This window comes from Ktedonobacter racemifer DSM 44963 (assembly GCF_000178855.1).
Lineage (GTDB): Bacteria > Chloroflexota > Ktedonobacteria > Ktedonobacterales > Ktedonobacteraceae > Ktedonobacter > Ktedonobacter racemifer.
Window position 1 is genome coordinate 1,630,584 of sequence record NZ_ADVG01000003.1, and the last position, 26,558, is coordinate 1,657,141.

Sequence of the window (26,558 nt, forward strand, 5' to 3'; positions counted from 1 at the left end):
CCCTAAGAAGCGATACAACCTTAACTAATCCTACTTTGTTACCATGGCCGGATTAGTTTCTGAAAGGGCAGTAGTTTGTTTGGTAGGCTCATCCACCTGATTATGGCTACTCCCAGACAGCACAGGAAACAGATCCAGAACAAAATCTGCAGTGGAATACCAACCGTCGCCCCTGCCTTCCCCATCGATCCTACGAGGAGTGTGGCTAGCCCGATTCCAGCAATTTGACCGAGATAACGGATCATTGCAAGTAGGCTGCTACTCAGGCTTATTTTCGCTTCGGGCGAGGCGCTCATGATTTCTGCGTTATTGGTTGCATGGAAAAGTCCCATGCCGATCCCGAACAGGACAAGTTGTAGGCTCACACTTATAGCCGTCACATGTTGAGAACAGGCTATGAGCAACATCGAAGCGGCACAAAACAGTGATCCTACAGTCACAGGAACAAATCCGCCGTGTTTATCACGGAACCAGCCCGCAAAGGGCGCCACAATTCCCATCAGCAGCGGCTGTAAGATCAAGAGCATCCCGGTTACTCCCGCAGAAAAGCCCAATTGTTCCTGCAGATAGAACGTGATCGGGATCATGGTCGCCGTCTGTGCCATATTGATGAAGAAGGCGCTCGTATTACCAAGCGCTATTTTAGGCTGGCTGAACAATTCACGATCCAGGATACCGTACGATATATGCCGCTCATAGAACCATAAAATCACCAACAATGCCAGACCAGCCACGCCCTCGAACACTATTGGTGGCGTAAATCCTCCACCCTGCTCGCTCGCTTCGGATGCAAGCATAAGCATGCAAGTGCCTGCGGCAAGCAGAAATGAACCAGCAATATCAAACGCTGTCCTGGTCCCCCCACTCTTCGCCTGTGGGAACCAACGCCGACCGAGCAGAAAGGCAGCCAGGCCTATTGGTACATTGATTATGAACAACCACGTCCAGTGCACGAAATTCAGCAGGAGTCCGCCAACGGCAGGGCCAGCCAGAGTTCCAGCGGCAAGAACGATAGCGTTCACGCCAAGTGCACGCCCTATTTCATGATCAGGAAACACCTGACGGAGCATTGCCTGACTGTTGGCCATAATCATGGTGGCTCCAATTCCTTGCAGGCAGCGAGAAAGTAGGACGCTGACAATTCCGTGTGACACAGCAACACAGAGAGAGCCTATGCTAAACACAAGAAATCCGTAGCTGTAGATCTTTTTCCGATCCCAGATATCAGATAGTTTCCCTAAAAATGGGAGCAGGGCAACCATTGTCAACAGGTAAGCAGTCGCGACCCATTGAATCTGAGCCAGGGGGACGGAAAACTCTTTTGCCATCGTAGGCAAAGACACATTGACGATACCAACATCCAGCGTCGACATAAGCGTGCCTATGTTAATAATTTGCAGGATGCCCCATTTTTTCGGATCGTATGTGCCTGTCATCGATTTCCCTTCCATGCTTGAACTCAAAGTAGCCCAGTTAACAAAATAGGACTAAGAGGATACTCAAATGTTAGGTTGTATAGTTCGTCTATAGCGATGGATTTTCTAATTTTTCGCTCTACCAGGGCGAACAAGTTGGCCTAGTGCTATCCCTCCAAGAATGAGTAGCCCACTGAGAAGAGTCAGGATACTTGTGTGCTCATGGAGGAAGAGCGTTCCCCCAATGATACTGATGAGAGGGATAAGGTAGAGAAAAATACTTGCCTGTGAGCTTGTTGTATACGCAACGCCATAGTTCCAGAGGATCGTTGCCGCTACCGTGCTTCCCACGGTTAAGAGCACAAGAGCTATCCAGGCTGCTCCACTCAAATATCTGAGGAGAGACCAGGTGTGGCTATCCCACCAGGTAAGGAGTGGAAACGTTCCAACAATCATCGTGAGAGCAGTAGCTGTACGTGCCCCCACTTCTTTGCTCAACCGACGTACTGAGACGGTATACATTGCCCACATGAACGCCGCGAGTAATATGAGCAATGCGCCTGCAAAATTTCGCATATTCCAGGTTGCATCAACATATGCTTGACCAAAGAGGACGGTTATTCCAAGGACGGAGAGCAGGAGGCCAATCACCATTGTCCAAGTGATTTTTTCACGTAGCACGAAGGCGGCAATGAGAAGAATCCAGATTGGCTCTGATGCAATCAGCAAACCTGCCAGGCTAGAAGGAATGACGCGCAAGCCGTAGGCGACAGGAACATTGTAGCCGATGACGCCAGCCACCCCACAAAATACGACCCAAGAGACTTTCTTCACGCTCCAATGGAAACGACGCAAGGGTGTGAGCAAGGGGAGGAAGAAAAGCGCTGCAATAACAAAACGTATCAAGACAAGTTGCAATGGCGTGAAAGAGATGAGTAAATAGCGCGTTGCGACTGGGGCCAATCCCCAACAGAGGGTTGAGAGGAGCAGGGCACTATATGCTCGTACGGGCACTTTCTTTTTTATCAGTAGGGCCACTTATGGGACTCCTTTTATTCAGAGGGGATGGCTGCACTTAAGAGCCTATCCCAATAGGTATATTTCCCTCTTACTCTGGAAGACGGCGCACGACTTCGATGGCCTCCTCCAACCAGTCAATATACGCCTGCTCTCGTTTTACCCCCTGCTCTAATGTCAGACGCCGTAGCATCTGTCTGCGACTCACTCCTGGCGCCCCAACCAGAGCATCCAAGGGAAAACGGACTAACTGTTGATACGATGCCAGTCGCTCGCTGTGAGCGGTATGCTGTTGTTCGAGCAATTGAATGACCTCAGCGTTTGATAAGATGGACGCAAAGAAGACCTGAATCAACGGGGAATGGGGGACGTGCGCATCATTCCGTGCTGGTTGCCCATAAAAAGCCCCTGGCTGAACCGCATTGAGCCAAAGTGGGTTCACGGAAAGCGAACGATTGTCGAACCTGCTCGGCTTTTGACGGCGAGTGAACTCAGGCAGCGGGTCTGTGACTATTTTGGCTGTGAACAAGCTGAGTCGCTTACGCCAAAGATCGCGTGATTCTCTTCTAACTTGCATCAGCGGTAAGACGATACTTTCCGCACACAACACACTGGAACAGATAGCCTTGAATGGAACCACCAGTGTTCCATCGCTCCAACTGGGCTTGCGAGAACCCATAGAGAGCCTTCATCTTTGCCAGATCCTCCGCTACCTCCTCGGCAAAAGGTTGGATCTCTTTCCATCCCACATAGCCCACAAACGCACAAAAATCGTTGTGATGGCTGAGCCAGACTTCTGATTGCCAACTGCGATAGCCAGGGGTTCGATGATGTAACTCGTTGAGATATTCTGGAGCGAATTCCCTCCAGTCGCAATCAATCAGGTCGGTAAATTGTCCGTGGTAGGTTTGTGCAGCCGAGCCATCTTTAATACACCAGGGGCAGATTCCTTCGACGTTCTCCTCAGCATAAAATGGGCCAACATAGACGTAGGCCCGGATCTGTTGACAGACCGGGCAGGAGGTTTGTTGTCGCCGGATCGTGCCTGTCGCTAAGGGATCAGGATGATATTTGAAAGTGGGGAAAAGCGATTGTTCCTGTCTCTTCATGGTTCTCAGGCTCCTTTTTCCTCAGTTTACCATATCTCTCGGCGCTCCTCCTGCTCTGACAGTGCAGATCTGGTTGGGTCAGATTACACACGAGCTTTGTTGAACCTACACTAGTGCTCCGTTCGTTAAGTGCAGTAGCAAAACGGATTGGCTTCTAGAACCGGATCATGCGATAAGCCTGCTTGTTTTTGTTACTGGTGGATTTAACAAAAGCAGCACTAGTGCTCCGTTCGTGAAGTGGTGATAGAATCAGAAGAGAGGAAGGTGGAAAAGAGAAAGGAGCGCGAGAGATGCCGAAGATCCTGCGAGCGCGAGCAGCGCAAGATGAACGCGAAGAGAGGCGAGTGCGCAAACTGGCCGCCAGCCGGCATGGACCAGCGGATTGGATCCTGCATGCACAGATGGTCGTGCGCAGCTGGGATGGAGAACGCGTGGAAGCCATTGCGCAGGCCCTGCACTGTGACGCGCAGACCGTGCGCCGTCGGTTGCACCGCTTTGAGACAGGGGGGATTGAGGGGCTGGGTGATCGACCCAAAGCCGGCCGTCCTCGTCGCTTGACGACAGAAGATGACAGCCGGATCATTGCCCTGGCCAAGCAGCCGCCTCCCGGGCGGTTGGTCAGGTACACTGACGGAAGCCTGGAGGCCAGAGAGGAGCAAAAAGCCGCGCAGTGGAGCCTGGATGCACTGGCCCAGGCAGCCAAGGAAGCCGGGATTGCCGTGAAACGCAGCCAGATCCGTACGATCTTGCTGCGCGAAGGGGTGCGGTGGCGTCGGACCCACAGTTGGGGGACCAGCGATGAAAAAGACGCGCGTCCCAAAAGGGTAGCGGTCGTCAGCCACTACACCGACCCACCCGCAGGCTCGACGACCATCTGTACCGACGAATTAGGGCCGGTCTTGCCCCGCAGCTTTCCCCCAGCACCTGGCTGGTCGCCGAATGGGCACCGGATCAAAGCGCCTCTGGAGTACAGCCGAGGACTGGAGAAAACCTGGATCTATGGGGCGTTGCGTGTGCGCGATGGCAAAGAACTCACCCGCTGTGCGCCCGCGCGCAACTCGACGAATTCTATCGAGTTGCTCAAACTGATCGAAGCCGACAATCCAACGGGCGACATTTTCATTATCACAGATAATCTGAGCAGCCACAACAGCCTGGAAACCCGCACCTGGCTGGCAGAACATCCCCGCATCCACCACGTCTTCATTCCCAAAGGAGCGTGCTGGCTCAACCTGCAAGAAGGCTGGTGGCGGCTCTTCCGCCGCGATGCCTTCGCCGGCCAGAGCTTTGCCAACCCGAGCGAGATTGATCTGGCCAGGCGCGTGGCGACCGCGCAACTCAACCACCGAGCCAAGCCCTGGGTTTGGGGACGGCCTCCCAAGACTCGTCGCCACTATCGGCGGCTCTTTTCTTACCGCATTTAACGAACGGAGCACTAGGTACATCATAGAGGGGATGAAAGAGGAGGCTGGCCAGAAGTAACATGCTTGAAGCCTATTTCAAATCATGCTTGATTCATAGTGCTAGCATGCTTGAGATAGGCTTCGAGTGTGTGGCAAGAAATGCTATTGTGTTCCAGTGTGTATACTCTACACAAACGGGTTATCAGCAGGTTCGCCCAGACACCTCAGAACAGTTTCGTGAACACACTCTCAGGCGGTACGCGGCTAAACATCTTTGTTCTGGGATTTCACCCAAAACGCCGCAGGATGCCCCTGCCCTTTCAGGCATGGGGAGGAATGCGGCGTTCCTTTGTCGGTGGCTTGGGTGGAATACGCCGTAGACATGCTCTCATCTGCTCATGTATTGTTGACAGTCAGATGAAAACTATGGTATAATTTAGCGTATGCAAACGGTAGTAACAGCGAAACTCAAATTAAATACAACGCCCGAGCAATTCAAGGCATTACGTACAACGCAACTGGCGTATCGGGATTCTCTCAACTATGTGAGCCAGTACGCCTTTGCGCATGGCAAGATGAGCAATGCTGTTCGTTTGCAAGATGCCACCTACGAAGAGATCCGCCTCCGTTTTCATCTGCCTTCGCAAATGGCCTGTTCTGTTCCTCGCCAAGTTGGAGCCTCGTATAAAACCCTCTGGACAAAGGTCAAGAACAATGCTGTTCATCGTAAGGAAGGGAAGACCAAGAAACGCTACAAAGGGCTTGATAAGGCTCCCAAGTTCATCTCCCCCACGTTGACCTATCAGTACAAGAAAGACTACACCTTCAAGAAAGAGCAGCAGGTGAGCATCCTGACCCTTGAGGGACGTGTTATCGTGCCCCTATACTGGCTACAATAAGCATGTGGCATTGATCCAGCGTGGAGCGGAGATTGGTGCATCGAAACTCTGGTATGACAAGCCCAAGAAACAATTTTACCTCCTTGTCTCTCTTGCAATTGAGACGACTGATCCTACACCTGAAACACACAAGCAGGTCGCCGGAGTGGATGTGGGGATGCGATACCTTGCCGTCACGGCGACGATGCAAGGGGATTGCACCTTCCATTCAGGCAAACAGATTGTCCCCAAGGCAAACCACTACGCACGACTGAGAAAACGTCTGCAAAAGAAAGGCACTCGTTCAGCGACAAGAAGGCTCGTTGCCATCAGTGGACGAGAGAGACGGTTGAAGCAGAATACCAATCATGTCGTGAGTAAGCGGATTGTCCTACAGCACCCTCAAAGCTTGATTGGACTGGAGCATCTGACAGACATTCGAGAGCGTACCAAACGACGCAAAGGCAAAAATGCAAAACAGCGAAAAGCCAATCGTACCTTCTCCAAATGGTCCTTCGCTGAGTTGCATAGCATGATTGCCTATAAAGCGCTCTTACATCGAAGTATGGCAATCAAGGTCGATGCCAACTCTACCTCGCAAGCGTGCCCCAAATGTGGGCACACCTGCAAAGAGAATAGACCCAACAAGGGCCTGCTCTTCGTCTGTCAGAATTGTCAGTACACGCTCCATGCCGATCTGGTTGGTGCAAGAAACATTGCGATGCGAACGCTTCTTATCCGGCAAGACTGGAGAGGAACGGGCCTCTTGTCAGTACGCGCCTTCTGTGTCGGACGATGAAGCCAAAGCAGCACGCCTGAAAAGGTATGCTGAATTGCGGTGGAGTTCAGACACAACTCCAAGCCCTCGGCTTTCGCCGTAGGGTACTGACTCCTTCGAGTATAACTCTTTTTCATACGGAGTGGTGCGCTGCGTTAGCAGCACATGACGTTTCAAAAGTGTGGGAGAGCCATTTCATTCCAAAATTTACCACAAGAGGAGGAGGAGGCACTTTCTCCTTCTCTTGTGGTAAAACATCTTCAACGTGAACAGGAAGAATACGATACCTCGGTTGACCGAATAGACCAACTGCCTGCTATCTTCTATATGCGCTATTCATCAAGTACTGGAAATTCCGTCACACGCAAGTTCGTACAACCATAGGGGATCAGTGTGAGATCCTCAATGGGTTGCGCTGATGAGACTGGAGAAACAGGGAGCGGACCGGCGGCATTGTGTTCAAGTGTCCAAGAAGGGATTCGCCTCCCCTTTACCCTCAGATGCACAGAGGCTCCTTCTGGAGAGAAAGGGACTGCGCCTGGTGAATGAAAGATGACGCGGCAGGAGTGCTCTGGATCTGCCCTCTCCATCTTGAGTGCATAGTTCCAGGGCACCTTTGGATGGACTTCCCAATCAGCATGTGGAGGCTCGCCTCGAATCTGCTTCCATTCTTCTTCTATTTTCAGAGCATAGACGAGAGGGCCTCGCTCAACCGAGACACTGGCATGATAGCGCGTTTGTGCGTGTATCTGCATAGGAAGGTGCAGACAAATGAGAGTGGGCCGATGCCATTCTTGTTCAACGCGATAATAGGTGCCAGGTTGCATTGGCTCTTTCCTATCATCCTCCAGAATGATGTGAGCACCCTCAGCCCAGGTGGGAACACGTAAAAGAAGGGGGAAACGTATCGGACATTCAGTTGAGACGACAATGTGTACTGTTTCACTAAAAGGATAGTTCGAATCTACTTGGATCTGCACTGGTATTCCTAACACCTGAGTGGCAATGGTACAGGGAGCATAGGTCAGTGCTGCCAGTCCTTTGTCCTGGGTTCTCATCCATAAATGCGTCGCAAACTTCGGCCAGCCCTGGGCTGATAGGGGGTCGTGTGAGTGAGTGGGAAGCCAGAGCCATGCGTAAACACAATGAGGAACAGGCCAGAATCGCCCGCGAACAAGGGCTACCCGCTCGTGCTCGTATTCAGGACGAAGCACGGGCGGCACGCCATCGCCGCAGCACAGAGATTCGCGCAAGTTAACAGGCCCGTCAATGGGATCGCCAACGCTCAGAGATTCATCCTGCCCTCGTTTCTGAACGATTAGCGAGCGTCGAGGCAGAGATCACACAAGTCGTCACGCTTGCGGACCCTGTCCCGGATGCTGAACCGGATCGTCCCACCCGTATTTTACCCGTCCGCACGATGCGCGAGGAGGAACGTTCATGACTCATCCTCTTTTCAAAAAGGAGATATTTGTCGAGACCGCCTTCGCTCGAAGGTTTCAGAAGATGCTCCAAGACGCCTGGGACAACCGTTCCTGGCACCTGCTCGTGGCTGATCCGGGCGCTGGCAAAACCATGAGTATCCGCGACCTCCAAAAACGGGCTGGCGGACGATCCGTTCTCGCGGTGGTGGCTCCCAAAAACAATGACGATGAGCAGGCATTTGGCGACCAGTTTTTGGCAGCTTTAGGTCTCCCGATCCGAGGGCATTGGAGCACGCGCAAGCCCAAACTGATGGGACACTTGCACCAATACGGCACCGAATTCCTCATTGTCGATGATGCACACGACCTCTCGCTTGAGCATCTGATGTTGCTCAAAGAAGTGACGGACCAGGGGAGGCTCCAGTACGATCATCCGCTGGGATTGTGTTTGGTAGCCGCAGGGCGCGGAGACACGATTCCCTTGAAGGAAACATTCGATTTACCCGATCCAACGTGGCTGCAATTTCGTCGCCGTTTCGATAAACTCGCCCCGTTCTGCCGCGTAGCTTCCCACACCTCCGAAGAAGTTCGTGACATCCTGGCGACTCTAGAGCAGGAGTACCGGCCACTCTTGCCGCAGCTCAGGCTTTCCCAATGGACAGGCACGATCTACACCTGGCTCACGCATCCGGTCCTTGACCCGACCCGCTCAGGCCGCGTCACGATGGACAACCTGATGAAGCTGGTCGTGACGGCCCTGGAATGGTCGTATCTGGATGGGGAAACCGATGTGGCCCCCTCGCGGCTCAAGTCCGCTGCAGAGCTGCTGGTGCTGCGTCATGATACGCTCAAGCTCATTGATGGAGCTGGTCCTACCACGCTTGCACAGGATCAAACATCCGCGGAAGAGCCAGGTGTGAATGGGAAAGAGCCCGAACGGCAAACCGCGCCGGAAAAAGAACAGCAGAACATGACGAAAACGGTGGAACCTGCGAAAGAACAGGTGCAAACGAACACTTCACCCAACTGCACGTTTTCTGGAGAACAGGTTCCCATCGATCTCAAACGATTTACCGACAGCGGCATCAATCTGGTGGAATGTCCTCGCTGTGGAAGAATGCGTTCTCTCTCCCCAAGTAAGGGCGTCCTCCGGTTCAAAGCACACACCCCACGCAAGCAGCAGACGCCTCTGACAGAGAAGCGTTGGTCAGCTACAGGAAAAACAGACTGGAGTGTGGTTGAAGGATAGAGAAAGCACAGTCTTCTGAAAAGTGTGTATCACCGTTCTCTGCCCTTCTCAGCAAAACGAAATGCGACGAAAGTGAGCGAAAAATCCGTGATTACCACCATTTCTTTTGATGCAGATGGAACGTTATGGGATTTCCCCTCTGTGATGCAAGAAGCCCTCTCCCGCACACTTCTCGAACTTCTGACCCTTGTCCCTGGATCACTGGCCGAAGCCCTCACCGTAACTGATCTCCAGCAGACACGTGACGAAGTAGCAAGAACGCTTCGAGGAAACAAGGTCTCCCTCAACAGCAATCCGGTTTGAGAGCATTCTTCATCGCTTCTCTTTTTCGAGAAAGAGTTTTCAACGGTTCTCAAAAAGAGAGGAGAATGGAGGCAAAGCGTGGCAATATGCCCAGAAAGGACATTCTCATAGACAGATGTGAAAAAATGTTCTATACTGGAAGAGATAAGGGGCTTTGACGTCTATCAGGAGCGGTGGGCAATGACTCGAGCGCATAAGATACGTCTCCATCCAACAGAAGAGCAGAAAGGCTATTTTGCCAAAGCTGCAGGAACCTCGCGCTTCGTTTGGAACTGGGCACTCGCTGAGTGGAATCGCCAATACGAGGCTGGTGAAAAACCGACTGCCTTCAAGCTCAAGAAGCAGTTTAACGAGATCCGGAGAGCGCAGTATCCCTGGACGTGGGAGGTCACCAAGAATGCCTCCGATCAGCCCTTCCTCGATCTGGCAAACGCCTGGGCCGCGTATTTTGACGGATTGAAACAGGGAAAAAAGACCGGTCGGCCCACGTTCAAGAGCAAGAAGAAAAGCAAACGGGGCTTTTATCTGGCCAACGATCAATTCGAGCTTGGGGACCATCGGATCTGGATCCCCAAGCTCGGCTGGGTGAATATGGCAGAGAAGTTGCGCTTTGTGGGCAGGAAGGTGACAGGTGCGCGCATTACCAAAACGGCGGACTGGTGGTTTGTCTCGATTCAAGTCGAACTTCCAGATGCGATCCCGGCGAAGAAACCGGCTGCTTGTGGCATCGATGTCGGACTGAACCGACTAGCAACCTTGAGTACGGGAGAGGGAGTCGAGAACCAAGCCTTCCTCAAAACGGCGCTCAAAAAGCTCCGTCAGGCCAACAAACGGCTGCATCGCCGCACCCTGGGCTCAAAAAACCGGGAGAAAGCACGCAGGCAGGTTGCACGCCTGCACTACCGAATCACCTGCATGAGAGATGATGTGCTCCACAAGCTGACCACCCGGCTCGCGAACTGCTACGGGATCATTGGCATTGAAGACCTCAACCGGAAGCGGGTTGCTCAAGAATCGCAAGCTCGCGCGTTCGTTCTCGGATGCGGCATTAGGCAAACTCTTGAACGTGCTGAAGGCGAAGGTGGAGCAACGAGGTGGGCACGTCATCAAGGTCAACCGTTTCTTTGCTTCCAGTAAAACCTGTCACGGTTGCGGTTGGAAGTGGGAAGACATGCAACTCTCAGATCGGGTGTTTCTCTGTCAGAACCCGCACTGCGCGTATGCTCAATTCGAGCAGGATAGAGATTATAACGCCTCTCTCAATATCCTGGCGGAAGCCCTCCGCTTGATCGGGCTCATTGATCAAGCCGTCTCCGGTACTGGCTCGGACGAAGACGCAAACTTGGCTGTGGACGCGGGGTAAGACCAAAAATGTGCTGGTCACATTGAGGCACCTACGGATGAAGCAGCAACAACGAACGATGTGGGAGAGCTATGCTCGCATACGTTTTCCTACATTTATTGGAGCAGAAGATGTCTGAACCCTTGTTCCGTGGACAAGCGCGAGTGTTGAACGAGCCTGCCAAGGTGCTTCAATCGAAAATACAGCTCGTTGAGCATCCTGTGGGCGCGGCTGATCCAAGCCGACGAGTCGCTGGTTCGCACGGCAGGCCAAATGGAAGCCTTTTGTCATATGCTGTGTCAACGCCAAGGATATCGGCTGCGGGGGTGGCTGGAAGAAGTGGAGCAGCATGGCGAGCCTGAACTGCAGGCATTTGCACGCAATCTGCACAAAGAGGAGTCTGCCGTACAAGCAAGGCTAACTCTGGCGTGGAGCAACGGGCCAACGGAAGGCTTTATCCATCGCCTCAAACTGCTAAAGCGGCAAGCGTATGGCCGGGCAGGCGTCGCCTTGCTCAAACAGCAGATGCTCTTCCATCCCTCTGACCTAATAGCCGCTTGACTCTCATGACCAACCGCTCGATCAGCGAGAAGGCGCAAGACCACAGGTCTCAGTAGCGAGGTTTCCTACTTCTATTCCTCTTTTCCGCCCATGGCCTCGGCTGGTCCAGCCGCGATCCACGTGAAACCGCGGCGACTCAGCCGAGTTCTTGGGCCAGCCCGATGAGAAGTCCTTCAGGTCCGCGGATGTAGCAGAGCCGATACGCGTCTTGGTACTGGACCACTTCGCTGCTGACAAGCTCTGCGCCGTGCTTGCGGAGCCGGACGAGCGTATCGTCGATGTCGTCCACGGCAAACATGACGCGTAGGTAGCCGAGAGCGTTAACTGGGGCGTTCCGGTGATCGGCGACCACAGGAGGCGTGATAAATCGCGAGAGCTCGAGCCGGCTGTGGCCGTCTGGCGTGCGCATCATGGCGATCTCAACGCGCTGGTCGCCCAGTCCAGTGACGCGCCCTGCCCACTCGCCTTCTACCATGGCTCGCCCTTCGAGCACGAGGCCGAGCTCAGCGAAAAAAGAGATAGCGGCATCGAGGGATCCCACCACGATGCCGATGTTGTCCATTCGTTTAAGTGCCATATATCCATTCTATAATATGTCGTCCGTCCTGTCAACGAACTCAGACCAGGAGGCAGGGCTTTTTGGTTTACCCGTATTACCGTGATAACTTGCCACACAGCAGTTGCAAGGCCTCGCGAGGCTGAGCACAAAAATGCCGCATAGCAGAGGCGACATTGTTGACCTGCAACCAATCCATCATGGCGAGTACCCCTCCATTAAGGGCTGCTAACGCTGCTGGAGCCCCTGCCAAACGGACTTGAGAGGCATCTTCACCCATCGTCACATCACGCCGATAGTGTAGGCGGTTTTCAATACACCAATGGGCTTGCTGCAACTGGAGTAAGCGTGCTGCGTTGGCCAGACGAGGCGGCAGATTGGTGAGACCATAGACGATCTCCTCACGCACCTTCCCATCCTTTTGATGCGTCGTGTGCCTGCGCAACCGGAAGACCTGTGCCACACCTGCCCATTGCGGCTCAAACCAGTCATTCATCAGCGTGCTGCTCCACAGTTCTCTGATTTCCAGACGTCCATGCCCCTTTTGAACGCTCTTGGCATACTGCCACTGCTGGCGGGGAGCGTCTTCTTCCTCAAAAAAGTCGCGGAGATCTTCATAGAGTTGTGGCTGATTCAGCTTGGCAATCAGCAGATAGTAGCCTCCATAGCGCTCAACCGCCGCACACCACTTTGCTTGCGTATGCATGGCATCGGCACTAATGATACGCCCTTTGACCAAGGCGGGATGCAACAAGGCCGCCGCCGCACTGATCTCATTTTCTTTGCTGCGAACCCCACGTTGGGCGAGGACAATGCCGCTTTGGCACTCATAGAGGCAGAGCAGATGGACAGGAGGCTGCTCACTGCTCTGGTGTCCTAAGGTTCCTCGCATCTGTTTGCCATCCATGGCTGTCTGAATGAGCGGCTTCTCTTGACCTGGCTTGGAAAGCCGACCAGATTCCTCACCGCAGTGCTCAACCGCTCTGGCTTTCAGCACAACACAGCCAAGACGGTGGCAATCTCCTGGTCATTACACTGACTGAGTGCAAAGGTGTAGGTCGAATTCGTTGGAAAGCGCCTCGGCCAGCCCAAATAGCCCTGAAGTTGCTCCTTTCTCTCGTCAATCCACTCCACAATCCCGTGGATACTGCTCTCTCCTGCCAGCTTTCCTAACAGCAGCAGCGTCAATATTAACGGAAGGGGATAACGTCTCCCTCGTTTGCCACGTCGATCTTTCACCTGAGCAAAGGCGGCGTAGAAGGAGGTGGGATCCACGTGAAGCGCTTCGGGAAAGGCTTTTTTCATTTCGTCAGATATGGTAAGGTACATCCAAGGTCATTTCTCGCTTTCTTAGGGGTGTTTTGAGTTTTCCTAAGTGTAGCAAGAAATGACTTCTTTTTCACTCTTTTCGGGTAAACCAAAAAGCCCTGGACCAGGAGGTTCCACCAACAATCGGGTGCTAAGCTGCCATTACGTTGTATCCCGATGGCTCTCTCTGTTGAAAGATACCTATCGTCTCGGGCTTGTCACCAATGGAAACACCTACCAAGAACGCTGCGGCTTACCGGGTCTGTTTGCTTTTACGATTTTTGCCCAAGATTATCAAGTACAGGAGCCTCAGCCTGAATTCTATGAGCGGGTCCTTTCTGAGACGCACACACCCTCAGGAGATCATTCATGTTGGCGATTCCTTACACAACGACGTAGGTGGAGCGCAAGCAGTCGGTATCCGGGCCATCTAGGTGAATCGTCACCAAGTGCGAAATGAAACAAGCATACAACCTTTTGCCGAGATCACTGAGCTTTCGGAACTGCCTGACGTGCTTGCCCAACGCGCCTTTTGTGAGAGGTAAGCAGTTGTAGATCGCTCATTTACAAAACATCAATGAAAGAAGCCAGATGAGGAGCAGCTTTTCTAGAAAAGTTTGTCCCAGTGTCCAGGATTGAGGGCAATGTTCCACGTTTGCGGGCCAAATCCGTCCACTTCGTAGGGGATTTACCATCAGGAGACCAGCCAGAGAGCACGAGCAGACTTGCCGCCATCAAAGCGGCCCGTCCAAGCCCTTGCCGACAGTGGAGAGCAATGTGCTTGCCCTGCACGCGCTGGTCATCAAGCAGTTGTATGAGAGCCAGTGTGCGATCGTTGAGAGGTGGCACGCTACGGTCGATGATCGGGAAGGAAAAGAAGGTTATGTCCTGGGTTTTGCAGAATGCAGATTCCTCTGCAAGCTCGAACTCATCGATCTCTAGGGGGGTGAGCAGGGAGACCAGCACATGGACGCCTGCCTCGCGCAGGGCGGTAACCTCATCAAGCAGCCAGTCACCACCGCGTGGACGGGCCATCATGCTGATGCACCCGGCAGGCAGTTCGCGAAGAGAATACAGTTGTGCACGCATCTGGATCTCTCTCTCATATGAGACGTGATTGAAGCATATAATGAATTATCCCCAATGCTTCTCGTGTGCTCGCAGCTGGCGAGCTACACGCCGCCGATGAAGGCGTTTCAGTTTCTTTTGGCTATCAAGTACCTCGCTGCGGATCCACGCATGACGATCAAAGCGGCGATGAGCGATCTCTCTGTCGTCCCATGAACCAGCAAAGAGCGTCTGGTCGGGACGCTTCATGTGTGGGGGCGGAAAATACTGTGCCTCATCCCAGGTTCGTCTAGCGACCTTCGCTCCATACCATTCGCGAATCATGCCGACACTACGGATACAGCGAAAGTAACAGGGAATATACGGAAATTTCAAGTGACTCCTCCTTAGCACGAAACATTCGTGCTAAGGAGGATGCCTACTTTCAATCATAGAGGCCTTCTTTCTCCATCTGATCACTTCCTCTGCATGAGCCACTCAAGACCCTGCTCGATAATGAACGGACTCCTGTTTCGCTCTGGCTTCCAACCCACTTCTAAAGCCTTTTGAATGATCCAAGCCGCATATTTTGGCTGATGGAAATTGGCTCTCCATGATTCTGCGAATAGCTTTTCAAGATCAAGCGGAGCCCCCGTTCGCAGTGGACCCCCAATGATGGGATCTTCCCAGGTACGAAAAAAGATGCGCAGAGGGCCGGCTTTTGTCTGGGACAGATAGGCAGTAAAACCATCCTGGCACTGCCATGGTTTCGTTGGATCACCAGTCGCTTCATAGCCTGGAGTTAAACTCCCAGAGGTAGGTTTGGCTTTGCACGACAATCCGTCTGAGCTTCTTTTTCACTTCGCACCTCCCCTCAAAAACTAACATATTCTGGAGTCTCTGTCTACATGCGCTCATCATCTCTGGCGCGAGGCCCAGTAGAAGCATCATGACTTGACGGATATCCAGAAAGTCGACGTTAAGCGGTGGCTAGGTAAGGCCCTTTCCTACCGAGTTGGTACCTGGTTTGATGAAAGTGGCCTGCTCCTAGTCAAAGGCGAGCCTGATACACGTAGTGGAGTGGTGTACTGGTCCGTCGCCTTCCCTAAGCCTGGGGGATCATCATATTGCTTGTGTTTTGCTACTATTGCACTTGGGTGTGGCAAGGTTTTTTGCGTGAGGCAGAGTCCTGGCAACAAGCCGCTGCTTATGCGCTTATGCTCTAAACAGACTCCACCCCAAAAAGATGTGGCGTACCCGTCAGCTCTGGAGAGGGTGCGCCACATCTTTTTGGGGTGGAGTGAAGGTTGCTGCCACCAGCCGCAAAGTAAGATCTGAAGAGAGCAGAGTGCCGACTTCTGCTTTGGAAAGTGAACTCTACCTGTTTTGGCTATTTTTCCTGATCGCCTTGTGCTCATGAGTGGCTCTGGATATACGCAACTGTGAGAGGCGAGTGCCAACTCCGTCACTATCCGGCACTTTTCGAGCTTTACCTACTTCGCCCCTGGTAGCAGCAACCTTCACCCCTATTAGGATGCTCTTATGAGCCTCATTTCGCCATTCCTGTTCAGGTGTCGCGAGTCTGCACTAGATGGGAAAAGAATTAGGAATGTGAGAACTGTGCAAAGGGAAGTAAAAGCGCGGGAGGCGTCGTCCGCTCGCGCAAGCGAGCGGACGACGCCTCCTTGTCACCTCAGCTACCGGAGCCGCTGTCGCCGGTCAGCTTCTTGCCGGCCTCCTCGATGCCCGGGACGAGGTCTCCCCGACCGGCGGCGGTGGCGAGGCCCTTGGCGGTGGCGATCTCGACCTTGGCGACGGCCTGACCAGCCGGCGACTTGACGACCGCGGCGGCGGCCTTCTTGATGCCCATCGTGCATATCCTTCCGGAGGTGGACATCTCCGCGTTTGCTGGAGATGTAGCTCGCCCGAGTAAGAATCCCTCATGGCGAACTATACCTTCTACAAACGGCGAGGTGATGTGTGTTTTATGTTCCTTCCCAGCCGAGAGGTCATTGCTGATCTCGTTTTGCTTCATCGGTGAGAAACGCACGCAGGATACACTGCAACCCTTGTGTGTTCGATAGCCCCAACAACTCAGCCAAGCTGAGGTGGGGAGAGGAACTTATACAATGAGCAGATGATACCAGAAAACCAGAAGTTGTTCAAGGGGTCGCATTCCCTCAAGTAAAATGTTACTGAAGAAGGTACACTTCCCTCAAATAAGAATGTTACCGAGGGGAGGAAGAGCATGCCGACAGAAGACGAGATGACTGTGAGCGAACGTCGAAAATATCTCAAGCGAATGAAGCCCTTGTACATCAAAGCTGAGCGAACGGAACAAAGTCGTATGCTCACCGAAATGGAGCAGGTAACGGGTTTGCATCGCAAAAGCCTGCTCAGATTGTTGCATGCTCCCACGCTGGAGCGCAAGAAGCGGGAAAAAGGAAGAGGGCGCACCGATGGGTTAGCCGTTGAGCAAGTGATCCTGGTGGTGTGGGAAAGTTTGGATTATGTGTGTGCCGAACGATTGACGCCTGTGCTGCTTTCCACAGCAGAGCATCTGGCTCGCTTTCGCAGTGTGCGGCTCACCAGCGAGGTCCGTGAGCGGCTCGCCCAGATCAGTGAGGCCACGGTGACGCGGATCTTGTACAAGTACCGTAGCCGTAAACAGCGCTTGCCGCAAAAAGGCCCAGAACGAGCCAATCAAGTGCGCAAGCCAGTCCCGATGAAGCGCATTCCATGGGAAACCAGCGAGACCGGCCATTTTGAAGTCGATCTGGTCCAGCACAGTGGGGAAAGCGGCGAGGGGATCTTTGCCTTTACGTTGCAAATGGTGGATGTAGCCACAGGCTGGAGTGAACGGGTAGCGATCCTGGGTAAAGGACAACAGGCCATGGAAGGTGGTTTCCGCCACATCCTACAACGCCTCCCCTTTGCGGTCAAGGAACTGCATCCCGATAATGGGTCGGAGTTCTTTAATCATCATCTCGTGCGCTTCTGGGGCGAGGCGATCACTGGTCTGATGTTGAGTCGGAGCCGGCCCTACCAGAAAAATGACAACCGGTTTGTTGAGCAGAAAAATGCGACTCTGGTGCGCCAGTATTTCGGGGCCATTCGCTTGGATACTCCTGAGCAGGTGCAAGCGATGAACGCCCTCTATGAACACATGTGGATCTACTACAATTTCTTTCAGCCCGTCCTGCATTTGAAGGAAAAAGTGTGCCAGGCCGACAAGGTCGTGCGTCATTGGGACCAAGCCCAAACGCCCTATCAGCGCCTGATCGCCGCTGGAGGACAGAGCCTCGACCAACGCACGCGTTTGCAAGCTCTCTACGAGCAGACCAACCCTATGGCTTTGCGAAAGGAGATTTACCGCTTGCTGGATGCGCTGTGGGACACTCCCTGTGCAACCGCCAGCATCGCTTAAATTGTTCTGCTTTTCTCAAGGAAGGAGATTGTCGGCTCCAGTAACATTCTTATTTGAGGGAACCATCTCCCTTCGGTAACATTTTTATTTGACTTGACACGGGGGTTAAGAAGGGGAAAATGACATTTACAGGCCAAATGCGCCCTCTAGGAAAATGGGTAAAATTCCACTACCAAAGAAAAGTCGGAGCCATTGAAATTGTTCAGATAATGCCTATATTGCCCGCTACTCTGCCCCTGGTGACAATAGCCTTCATTCCACTCCTTTTTGCGTCGGGTCCGTTCAGGCAACAAGCCGCTGCCACACGCGGCGTAAACGCACTGAGAGCTTTCTTGAGGGAAATGATCGTGGGAGATGATAAGGGAGGTCCCGCACACAACATCGCGTTCTCGCGCGATTGGTCTTTCATTGCGAACCCGCCGAAGAGAGAGGATCCACAGTCTCTCCCCTCTTTCCAATCGCGCTGTTCTCTCCCATCGTCCCATCTCTCCATTACCCTAGATGAGCTCGACGCAAAAAACTTGCCGCACCCAATTGTTCTCTTGCAAGGAGAAAAAGCATCGTGGCTTGGCCAAGCCACGATGCTTTTGTTGTTGGTGAGCCCAGCCCGCGAGCGAGGGCCTTTTCGTCACGTTAGTCTTCAAATACCGCCTTGTGCTGCGCGTGCTTTGCCTGGTGTCCAAGCGCTTCCTCTTCGCTTCTTGTTCGGAAGTCGCATCCGGGGGCGCTGCACTTCCACCAGCCTTTGTTGAGCTGATTAAATACCAACATAACCAACATGATTACCAAGACTACGGGCAAGATCGATACTGCAAAGGCGTTCAAGTTGTTTAGTGGATCCACTCCTCTTCTCTCTCCTTATCCCTAAAAAACAAAAGCGAATGCGAGAATGCACATGTACCATTGTACTCAGAATAGTCGGGGTTACAAGAAACTAGCGGTGTTATGTTGCGACCTGGACAGCGCTTGCTACTGCGACTTACGTGATTCTGAACAAAGATTTCGCTCAGACAGAGATGGCTGTGCCTCATGAGGGGAATCCGGCAGAAGGCGATTGGCTCCTCCGATGAAAACGGGCTATTTGACCCATCAATTCCTGCATCTCGTTGCGCAATCCTTGGGATCAGCCATCCAAGTTGAGTGTCAATACCAGAGGTATTGAAAACGATCATTGAAAACATAGCGAATCCTTGATAATCACTGAGGATCATGGTATGATATGAGCATGAAACTCAGTGACTACGCCAAACAACAAGGGGTACGCTATGAGACGGCCTGGCGCTGGTTCCGCGACGGAAAAATCCAGGGCAGGCGTGTCGGAGCGCACACCATTCTGATCGATGAACCGGCCAGGACCGCCAGCCCGGTAAAAGCCACAACGGTCGTCTATACCCGTGTTTCCTCAGCCGAGAACAAGGCCAATCTGGACAGTCAGGCGGAGCGGTTGGTGGCCTACTGTGCAGCTCGTGGCTACCAGGTGAGCAAGGTGGTCAAGGAAATTGGTTCGGGGGTCAACGACAATCGCCCCAAGTTCCTGGCATTGCTGGCCGATCCCAATGTGGGGCGCATTGTCATTGAACACAAAGACCGAGGGACGCGCTTTGGCTTTCGCTATATTGAGACGCTCCTCACCGCGTACGGGCGGGAAATCGAGGTGGTCAATCACGCGGAGAATGGCACCGAGGATTTGCTCTCCGATCTGACCAGCATCATGTACAGCTTTTGTGCCAGACTCTACGGGCAACGTCGGGCGAAGCGCAAGACCGAGCGGATTGTCCAGGAATTGGAGGCGGGGGATGCAACTGGTTGAGAAGCACATCATTGCGCAGACCGATCCGCGCTTTGCCTGTGTGGATGCCGCCTGTTTTGCCTCGAAGAATCTCTACAATGCCGCCCTCTATGAGGTGCGTCAAACCTTTTTTGCGACCAGCACCAGCCTCTCCTATCCCGCTCTGGATAAACGCATGCAAGAGCATGAGGCGTACAGGGCGTTGCCTGCCAAAGTGGCGCAACACGTCCTCAAGCAGGTCTGCACCGCCTGGTCAAGTTTCTGGGCGGGCAGGCTTGCGTATCGAGAGACCCCAGCGAAGTTTGTGGGGCGCCCTCAACTCCCGAAGTATTTGCCAAAGGCGAAAGGGCGGAATCTGCTCGTCTACACGATGCAAGCCGTGAGCCGGGGCAAACGAACCCTGGATCGAGGCATCATCCAGCCCTCGCAACTGGGTATTCAGGTGAAAACGAAGCAAAACCCTCAAACGCTCGCGCAGGTGCGTGTGGTTCCCAAAAACGGCTATGTGGTGGTAGAAGTCATCTATGAACACGAACCCACCGTCACGGCAGTTGATCCCGATCTGCTCGCTGGACTTGATCCTGGCATGGACAATCTGGCCACGCTAACGCGCAAACAAACCGGGCTTTGTTCCAGTCATTGTTAATGGGCGCGGCATCAAGTCCTGTAACCAGTATTATAATAAACAACGAGCAGTACTCCAGCAATCCCTCGGACGTCCTGGCCGAAGTCGGCGCATCGAGCAACTGACGACGCGACGGAACCGGCGCATCGAGCATGATCTGCACACGGCCAGCCGCTTCCTGATCGATCTGTTGGTCGCCGAAGGGATTGGCACGCTCATCATCGGCAAGAATCCGCTGCAAAAACAAGAGATTCGCCTGGGAAAACGCATGAATCAACATTTCGTGCAGATCCCGCACGCTCGATTCATTCAGATGCTTCAGTATAAAGCGGAACTGGTCGGCATTCGCGTGATTCTCACCGAAGAGTCGTATACAAGCAAAGCCAGTTTGCTTGATCTCGACCCCCTGCCCGTGTATCGCAAAGGCGAACAGGGAGACTACCAGTTTAGCGGCAAACGGGTCACACGGGGACTGTATCGAGCCGCCGATGGGCGAGTGATCCATGCCGATGTCAATGGCGCGGGAAATATTCTCCGAAAAGTAGCTCCTGGAGCTTTCGAGCGGAAGGGAGTAGAGGATGGGGAAAGCAGGGTCCATCTGCTGGTAGTCCATCCCGTGAGGAAGTCATTCCCTCACAAACCCGTTCACGTGAAAATCCTGGCCCCTGTCAGGATTCGCTAGTCGCGACGGAACTATCTAGACAGAGAAAGCTCCTCACGCTACACTATTGAGGAACATTTGGTCTGGAGAACTATTTCATCTCACGCTATAGCTCCAAATATTCTTAACCCGCATTCTTAAGCACGGGGTTTGCCCACGAAAGGGATATCAAAATGTACTTTACACTCCTCATGCTCGGTTCGGGCCTCTTCTGGACAATTACCTACCTTTTGATCATCCAACGTAGCTGGCGCGACCGCTCCTATGGGATGCCCCTGGTTGCACTCTGCGCCAATATATCCTGGGAATGTATCTTCTCGTTTCTTCTTCCGCCTCAACTTATCCAACACATCGTCAATCTCATCTGGTTCGTCCTGGATGCTGTCATTCTTGCCTTGACGATCTGTTATGGGCCCAGAGAATTTCCCAATCTGTCGAAGAGGGCCTTTTATACTCTGTTGGGCCTGGCACTCGTCACCAGTTTTTTCGCAGTGCTCCTGCTCACACTTGAGTTCCATGATTCAGGAGTGTATGCTGCGTTTGGGCAAAATCTGATGATGTCGATACTCTTTCTCACCATGCTGTTCCGTCGTCGCTCCTTACGTGGTCAATCGATGAGTATCGCTTTATGCAAATTACTTGGCACGGCCTGTGCGTCGCTGGCCTTCTATCTGTATTCCGCCCCCTGGCACCATTCTGTGCTCTTGCCGTTCCTCTATGTCGCCACGTTCATCTATGATGTGGCGTATGTAGGAATGGTCTACGTTCAGATGCGAGCAGAAACAAAGATAGTCCATACGTCTCCCATAAGAGGGGATCAAGCAGAAACATCGATACAATCGAGGTAGAAGGCAGCGCTATTGGAGATGAAGACATTCAATCTGAGTCTGTCATAAAAGCACTAGCGTATCCACATCCACTATGAATGTAAGTTGCCTCCATTGCAGCTATACCAGGATCTGGAAAGGAAAGGCTCGAGGCGCACGTGGTCAGTATAATTGGTATTTTTGGCTCCCATTGTGGTTGCAAACTCCCTGCTGCGGGGAAATTCTCTGGGCCTTCAATGAGGAGCATCAGAGCTTTTTAGAGCGATATGTCACGGCCAAACAACGTCTCAAGTTCTCTACAGAAGGTCAGATCAGAAACGCAACAATAGCAAGTAGGCTCCCAAGCTGGAGTAAATAAGGTCAAATCCGCAATACTTTTGAGGCAAACGTGAAATAATCAGCACGAATTGTAGGAATTCAGCATGTAGCATCTGGAGAAACCGCTTCTCATCGGGTATACTTCTTCGAAGAATTAGAACTGGTCAATCGCCGAAGGCGTCCTGCAAATTGCTTGGGCTTTGCTGTCCAGCTTGCGCTCCTCAGAGAAACGCTTGAAAACCAAAGCGGACAGGTATTTGGTTTTCAAGCGTTTCTTGAGAAACAACCTGATCGCGAGAGGGTTACTGGTCTCGCGTCTGTTGCATTTTATCTGGTGTGCAGAACAGCTTGATGGCAATCATTGATGCGGCCATCCACCCAATGAGCACTCCGAGCCGCACGAGGCGCGCCATCAACGCCGCATTGGTAAACCCCACGAAAAAGCACAGGAGGAGAAGAACTGCACTTGCCAGACAATAGAGCGCCCACCCGCGCTCCTTGCGTGCGAGGAAGAGCCGGACAAAGACCGCCAAGGCTGCAGCCAGGACAACGAAGACGAAAAGTGCGCCTAGGGCATGGATCACACCGTGCCAGGAGGGACCAGTTCCGGCAAGAGATCCTGGAGGAAACCCATTGGCAGGGTCGGTCCGACAAAAACCAACAGTCACAAGACCGAGCCCATAGGCCCCGATCAAGAGCGGTCCCCATGTTCCGGCCCGTCCAGGATGCAGTCTCCTCCAGAGGCCAGCCGCATAGAGGAGATTGAGCACTCCAGCGAGTACGAAGTTCACCATCTGAACCCATCCCCAGTCCCCAAGAGAGAGAAGGCTCAGCATATCGAGCCGTGGGTCAAAACCCGGACGCGTGTAGTCCTGAATGAGCACGGTCAAGATAAAGAGGGGGCCGGCGATGGCTCCGCAGAGCAGCAATAGTCTGGTCAGTGACAGGGGGGGTCGTGTATTACCTACGACAGATGATGCTTGCATGGTATTCATGCTATTTGCTCCTTTTTCAAGATCCTCGATAGGAGGTTATTTATTATCCCAAGGATAAGCGATCAGCAGATTTTTCTGATGCGTCTGGAGATGTGTTTCCAGCAGGTCTTTAGTCGGGATGAGCGGGTTCAAGAAGCAGCATTGAGTTGATGGATTCGGACAACCCCACTAGAACGGTCAGGATGTGGCCTCTGAGTATGAATGGAACGGGTCGCACCGTTCCATTCATACTCAGAGGCCATTTACAACATTTTATGCTAATACCTCAGGTGGCAAGCGGTTTCTCCAGATGCTACACATGCTGAATTCCTACAATTCGCGCTGATTATTTCACGTTCGCCTCAAAAGTGTTGCGGATTTGACCTTATTTACTACTGGATAAAGAGCGCGAAAAATCGGGAAGAGGTATTAAAGGGAATCGCCAGGTTAAAAAAGTTGTTGGAGAAGTCATAACCAGACTGACTCCTGTACGGAGCAATGTTCTCGCAACAGAGCTCGCATATCGGGTTAGTCAAGAAAGGAGAGTACACTTTAGAAGTCGTCCGTTTTCTGTCTTGACATCCTGAGTCACCTTATTACCCAGTCTCCCAATCCTCCATTTCACCAACAATTTCATGGAGGATTGCGGTGGTTCTGTTCTGGAGATGGTGAAAGACTCAATGTTCAGATTGAGTGCTCAAAGTGCGGGAAACATCTGAGGGATCTTGTCTATCCACTTGTTGGGTTCCATCCTCATAAGAAGAATGAAAAAGTATAATTTCCTCTTAAATGTATATGGTGTCCATTTCACACTAAAAACGCGAAGGCTAGTTTTGTACGGAAAGACGATCACACCTTAGCGGCTGTGATTTTGGTGTCTTGACATCCTGGGTTAGCTTAAAGAGTTTTGCTCAATATTTTCTGTTTTTGAAAGTAGAAGTAATGGTTCTAATCTGATAGAGAGGGCGTTCATGAAGAAAAAAACTAAACAGCAAAGCCCTCAACCTAATCAATGGCTCTTTTCTTGCCCAATTCATATATCTACAGCCACAATTGTTGCCGCATCTAGGAATGGCTCGCAGTGGTATCACCGAAGTCGATGCTCAGGCATGGCAGGGCGATTGGGATATGGCTAATGCTTTTGTGCGATATAAGGGAAGAAATGATGGTGGCGCTTTACTTCGAAGACTCCACAAAAATGGGTTATGCTCATAAGCGATACCTTCGAAATGGCTATCGCGTGCCAGAAGAAGTACTCAGCCAAGATGAGTTCTCTGCTCTCTGGAAGACAACTCTAGAAAAATAGCTGGTAGTAAGTGTAAATTTCCTCTGAAAACCTGGCACGAGAGACAAAAATCTCTCCCTCAGATCTGAACCTTCCGTATCAATTGTTCAGATGATGTAAGAGTGCTTAGGCAGGGGTTGTCTTGGCTTAAGGCTGCAAGATGACCGTATTACCTAGGCGTTCCAATGGGCGAACGAGCCGTTGTTGAATCTTCTGTTTATTTGCGATGGGAAAGGAGTCAGTTCCTCTCTTACGGCTCACCTCCATTGTGGGGACACGACTTCCAGAGATGTTCCTCCTGAAAACTGATTCGACGCTTGCTCTGAAAGATCACCAACAGGGCGTCTTTCCACATGAGATTTTCCTCTACGTGCTTCCCTGATGGGAGCAACAATGAGTGGTTCTTCCAGACACCCGAAGACAGCTTCGTCTTCAAGCTTGACTGCCTTATTATTTCCATCGTTTTTAGTATTGGGATCTTTCCTCCGTAGTGTACCAACTTCGTCCATCGAATTCTTTTTCATTCTGAATGGTGCACCTACGGTGCATGACGTTTCGTCTGGAACTCCTGGATAGCAAGAGCTTTTTGTCGTCTCATCCTCAGTTCCATGCCGGGTGGTGCGGCTGCGACGCATGGTTTCTTTGGAATTACGTGGGTCTTCCGCGGGTTTGGTGAAAGCTCTTCACTAGGACAAGAGCGAGGTTCTGGTTCTCTGCTCAAAGAGCCCAGGTTTTTGTTCAATAAGCTCATCCTTCACCAAAGGAGCGGAAGACCCATTACGTGAGCGGAATTTTTGACAATTACGTGAGCGGTAAAACGAGCAAACAGCTAAATAGACCATAAACAGCGATAAGTTGCAAACATTTTGTATACGCTTACTCGTTTTACCCGCCCATTTAATTGTCAAAATTTTTAACAATGCATTCATTTAATTATCAGATTTACAGGTGATTCCCATTGATCTCCAGCAGTTTCTGGACAGTGGTGTTTCCCTGGTTGAGTGCCCCGATTGTACTAGCACCAGTGCGCTTTCTCCGCGCAAGGGAGTCCTCCAATTTAAACTGCACAAGCGGCGAAAAACGCTCTCACTCTTAACAGAACCACGATGGGCTAGGCGTGAAATGATCTGGGCTGTGGTGAGCAAGTAATGCACGTTTTGTCCACATGTTGTAAATTTTGAGATCGCGTGGCTCTGACACAGCTTTAGTGATAAGCTCATCAATAATACATTGGTAGAGATTCTGTTTCGTGCTCAAAGGAAAAATGGTTTTCATCCAATAAGCTCATCCTTCACCAAAGTTGTGTCAGAGCCATCGCGTGGGAAGAATTTCGCTCATTCCGTGGGAGGTTCGGTTCTTTGACGTAGCGATACCATGGTGCGCCGACCCACGAAATGGGCAGATTTCCTCCCACGAAGCGAGTACATTTACAGCCAGAGAGTGTCCATGACTATTCTGACCCTTGTTGGCGATGACTGTTCCTTGTCTTATCCTCTTGGACCTGGAGGTGGGCATGTCCCTGTTTCAATCCAAGACGTTAAATCTTTAAGGTGAGCATCCCACGCTTTGCTGATATTAGTATAAGCATCCCATCCTTCTCCAATACCGCTATGGGTAAATGTTAACAACGTACCGTCTTTTTCCTGTGTTAACTCAAAAGTAAGGGTTGTCGGAGTAGGAGAAAATGCTCCCTCCCAAGTAAAACTGAACAACTGAAACGGCTTCACTTCTAGTACTTTTCCATACTCTCCCACACCAGGGGCCCAATTTGTACGAATTGTTCCTCCGGGTTTCAATTCGATATCAGCTTCTTGTACAAACCAGCGTTCTAATTCTTGCTTTTCGGTAAGCGTTTTAAAGGATCGTTCTGGTGTCTCTTTAATGAATTGTTCTTTTATGATTGTTTTTTGTCTCCATTGTACTCTTTCCTCCTTGATGAAGAGTTTCAGCAATGTGTTTGATCTTTTGTAGCCGTTCATTCCAGAGCATTGCAGCCCGTGATAGTTCTTGGGCAGCAACACTGAGTCCTTCTGGCGAGAGGCTAAAACGGACCTCTTTGCCCGTTTTGCGCTCTTTGACGAGACCTGCCCCTTTCAGAACGGCCAGGTGTTTACTCACCGCCTGGCGGCTAAACGGCACGTCATCCGCCAGCCTGCTTGCAGTCGCTTCACCTTTGAAAAGCAAAACCTCGATGATCTTCCGTCGGCTCGGTTCAGCAATGGCAAACCAGAGCTTTTCATTAAAAGGTGCAGGTGATGACAT

Annotated in this window: 23 protein-coding genes and 3 pseudogenes; 12 read left to right on the forward strand and 14 right to left on the reverse strand. The window is 52.0% G+C overall.

Annotated elements, in window-relative coordinates:
- Positions 1 to 38: 38 nt before the first annotated feature.
- The 4 genes from KRAC_RS36170 to KRAC_RS36185 form a co-directional block, all read right to left on the reverse strand.
- On the reverse strand, positions 39 to 1,436 hold the full coding sequence (locus tag KRAC_RS36170; protein ID WP_052568832.1) for an MFS transporter: 1,398 nt from the start codon (positions 1,434 to 1,436) through the stop codon (positions 39 to 41).
- A 105-nt stretch (positions 1,437 to 1,541) separates the two neighbouring features.
- Positions 1,542 to 2,453: a DMT family transporter gene (locus tag KRAC_RS36175; RefSeq protein WP_007916031.1), complete on the reverse strand. Its 912-nt coding sequence runs from the start codon at positions 2,451 to 2,453 to the stop codon at positions 1,542 to 1,544.
- 70 nt (positions 2,454 to 2,523) lie between these two features.
- Positions 2,524 to 2,961: a virulence activator alpha C-terminal domain-containing protein gene (locus tag KRAC_RS69480; RefSeq protein ID WP_157507483.1), complete on the reverse strand. Its 438-nt coding sequence runs from the start codon at positions 2,959 to 2,961 to the stop codon at positions 2,524 to 2,526.
- 37 nt (positions 2,962 to 2,998) lie between these two features.
- The gene (locus tag KRAC_RS36185) at positions 2,999 to 3,541 is read right to left on the reverse strand and encodes a CbrC family protein (RefSeq protein WP_007916035.1); all 543 of its coding nucleotides are present in this window, start codon (positions 3,539 to 3,541) and stop codon (positions 2,999 to 3,001) included.
- A 401-nt stretch (positions 3,542 to 3,942) separates the two neighbouring features.
- Between KRAC_RS36185 and KRAC_RS66920 the strand changes: the two genes are divergently transcribed.
- Positions 3,943 to 4,965 (forward strand): IS630 family transposase, encoded by a 1,023-nt coding sequence (locus tag KRAC_RS66920; RefSeq protein WP_157506630.1) that lies wholly within the window; start codon positions 3,943 to 3,945, stop codon positions 4,963 to 4,965.
- 422 nt (positions 4,966 to 5,387) lie between these two features.
- Positions 5,388 to 6,703, forward strand: a pseudogene (locus KRAC_RS66925) (RNA-guided endonuclease InsQ/TnpB family protein).
- Positions 6,704 to 6,932: 229 nt separating this feature from the next.
- On the opposite strand, the gene KRAC_RS36205 reads toward KRAC_RS66925, so the two are convergent.
- A complete protein-coding gene (locus KRAC_RS36205; protein ID WP_244422424.1) occupies positions 6,933 to 7,658 on the reverse strand; it encodes a glycoside hydrolase family 127 protein in 726 nt (241 codons plus the stop codon).
- A gap of 74 nt (positions 7,659 to 7,732) precedes the next feature.
- On the opposite strand from KRAC_RS36205, the gene KRAC_RS78600 reads away from it, so the two are divergent.
- From KRAC_RS78600 to KRAC_RS36230, 5 genes and pseudogenes are all read left to right on the forward strand, one after another.
- The gene (locus tag KRAC_RS78600; RefSeq protein WP_274532176.1) at positions 7,733 to 7,858 is read left to right on the forward strand and encodes a hypothetical protein; all 126 of its coding nucleotides are present in this window, start codon (positions 7,733 to 7,735) and stop codon (positions 7,856 to 7,858) included.
- Between the two features lie 182 nt (positions 7,859 to 8,040).
- Positions 8,041 to 9,273, forward strand: coding sequence for an ATP-binding protein (locus KRAC_RS36210; RefSeq protein ID WP_007916037.1), 1,233 nt, complete (start codon positions 8,041 to 8,043; stop codon positions 9,271 to 9,273).
- Between the two features lie 72 nt (positions 9,274 to 9,345).
- Positions 9,346 to 9,576, forward strand: a complete 231-nt coding sequence (locus KRAC_RS36215) for a hypothetical protein (RefSeq protein ID WP_157507485.1) — start codon at positions 9,346 to 9,348, stop codon at positions 9,574 to 9,576.
- 180 nt (positions 9,577 to 9,756) lie between these two features.
- Positions 9,757 to 10,939: pseudogene (locus KRAC_RS36220) on the forward strand (RNA-guided endonuclease InsQ/TnpB family protein).
- A 270-nt stretch (positions 10,940 to 11,209) separates the two neighbouring features.
- On the forward strand, positions 11,210 to 11,479 hold the full coding sequence (locus KRAC_RS36230; RefSeq protein ID WP_040446514.1) for a transposase: 270 nt from the start codon (positions 11,210 to 11,212) through the stop codon (positions 11,477 to 11,479).
- Between the two features lie 136 nt (positions 11,480 to 11,615).
- Here KRAC_RS36230 and KRAC_RS36235 read toward each other — a convergent pair whose 3' ends face one another.
- The 3 genes from KRAC_RS36235 to KRAC_RS76645 form a co-directional block, all read right to left on the reverse strand.
- Positions 11,616 to 12,056 carry a VOC family protein gene (locus KRAC_RS36235; RefSeq protein ID WP_040445597.1) on the reverse strand — a complete coding sequence of 147 codons (441 nt, stop codon included), beginning with the start codon at positions 12,054 to 12,056 and terminating at the stop codon, positions 11,616 to 11,618.
- A 76-nt stretch (positions 12,057 to 12,132) separates the two neighbouring features.
- A complete protein-coding gene (locus KRAC_RS36240) occupies positions 12,133 to 13,032 on the reverse strand; it encodes an ISAs1 family transposase (protein ID WP_052568838.1) in 900 nt (299 codons plus the stop codon).
- Positions 13,026 to 13,364: a transposase family protein gene (locus tag KRAC_RS76645; protein WP_040445598.1), complete on the reverse strand. Its 339-nt coding sequence runs from the start codon at positions 13,362 to 13,364 to the stop codon at positions 13,026 to 13,028. The genes KRAC_RS36240 and KRAC_RS76645 overlap by 7 nt, the downstream gene beginning before the upstream one ends.
- A 302-nt stretch (positions 13,365 to 13,666) precedes the next feature.
- Here KRAC_RS76645 and KRAC_RS79920 point away from each other — a divergent pair, with 302 nt between their 5' ends.
- Positions 13,667 to 13,777, forward strand: a complete 111-nt coding sequence (locus KRAC_RS79920; RefSeq protein WP_157507487.1) for an HAD hydrolase-like protein — start codon at positions 13,667 to 13,669, stop codon at positions 13,775 to 13,777.
- A gap of 130 nt (positions 13,778 to 13,907) precedes the next feature.
- Here the strand turns inward: KRAC_RS79920 and KRAC_RS36250 are convergent, their stop codons facing one another.
- From KRAC_RS36250 to KRAC_RS72045, 3 genes are all read right to left on the reverse strand, one after another.
- Positions 13,908 to 14,432 carry a phosphatase domain-containing putative toxin gene (locus KRAC_RS36250; protein WP_007916041.1) on the reverse strand — a complete coding sequence of 175 codons (525 nt, stop codon included), beginning with the start codon at positions 14,430 to 14,432 and terminating at the stop codon, positions 13,908 to 13,910.
- 45 nt (positions 14,433 to 14,477) lie between these two features.
- A complete protein-coding gene (locus KRAC_RS36255; protein WP_007916043.1) occupies positions 14,478 to 14,786 on the reverse strand; it encodes a hypothetical protein in 309 nt (102 codons plus the stop codon).
- Between the two features lie 1,297 nt (positions 14,787 to 16,083).
- Positions 16,084 to 16,260: a hypothetical protein gene (locus tag KRAC_RS72045; protein ID WP_007916045.1), complete on the reverse strand. Its 177-nt coding sequence runs from the start codon at positions 16,258 to 16,260 to the stop codon at positions 16,084 to 16,086.
- A gap of 378 nt (positions 16,261 to 16,638) precedes the next feature.
- On the opposite strand from KRAC_RS72045, the gene KRAC_RS36265 reads away from it, so the two are divergent.
- The 4 genes and pseudogenes from KRAC_RS36265 to KRAC_RS36285 all read left to right on the forward strand — a co-directional run bounded on the left by KRAC_RS36265 (position 16,639) and on the right by KRAC_RS36285 (position 21,740).
- On the forward strand, positions 16,639 to 17,817 hold the full coding sequence (locus KRAC_RS36265) for a DDE-type integrase/transposase/recombinase (RefSeq protein WP_007916047.1): 1,179 nt from the start codon (positions 16,639 to 16,641) through the stop codon (positions 17,815 to 17,817).
- Positions 17,818 to 19,036: 1,219 nt separating this feature from the next.
- Positions 19,037 to 19,627 (forward strand): IS607 family transposase, encoded by a 591-nt coding sequence (locus tag KRAC_RS36275; protein WP_007916053.1) that lies wholly within the window; start codon positions 19,037 to 19,039, stop codon positions 19,625 to 19,627.
- Positions 19,614 to 20,913: pseudogene (locus KRAC_RS79925) on the forward strand (RNA-guided endonuclease InsQ/TnpB family protein). The gene KRAC_RS36275 and the pseudogene KRAC_RS79925 overlap by 14 nt, the downstream one beginning before the upstream one ends.
- A gap of 152 nt (positions 20,914 to 21,065) precedes the next feature.
- Positions 21,066 to 21,740 carry a transmembrane-type terpene cyclase gene (locus KRAC_RS36285; protein ID WP_007916058.1) on the forward strand — a complete coding sequence of 225 codons (675 nt, stop codon included), beginning with the start codon at positions 21,066 to 21,068 and terminating at the stop codon, positions 21,738 to 21,740.
- Positions 21,741 to 22,339: 599 nt separating this feature from the next.
- Here the strand turns inward: KRAC_RS36285 and KRAC_RS36290 are convergent.
- From KRAC_RS36290 to KRAC_RS36305, 3 genes are all read right to left on the reverse strand, one after another.
- Positions 22,340 to 23,032 (reverse strand): DUF998 domain-containing protein, encoded by a 693-nt coding sequence (locus KRAC_RS36290; RefSeq protein WP_007916060.1) that lies wholly within the window; start codon positions 23,030 to 23,032, stop codon positions 22,340 to 22,342.
- Between the two features lie 2,751 nt (positions 23,033 to 25,783).
- Complete coding sequence (locus KRAC_RS66940; RefSeq protein ID WP_244422426.1) at positions 25,784 to 26,248, reverse strand: SRPBCC family protein; 465 nt, start codon at positions 26,246 to 26,248, stop codon at positions 25,784 to 25,786.
- Positions 26,175 to 26,558: an ArsR/SmtB family transcription factor gene (locus KRAC_RS36305; RefSeq protein WP_040445604.1), complete on the reverse strand. Its 384-nt coding sequence runs from the start codon at positions 26,556 to 26,558 to the stop codon at positions 26,175 to 26,177. Before KRAC_RS36305 ends, KRAC_RS66940 begins: the two co-directional genes overlap by 74 nt.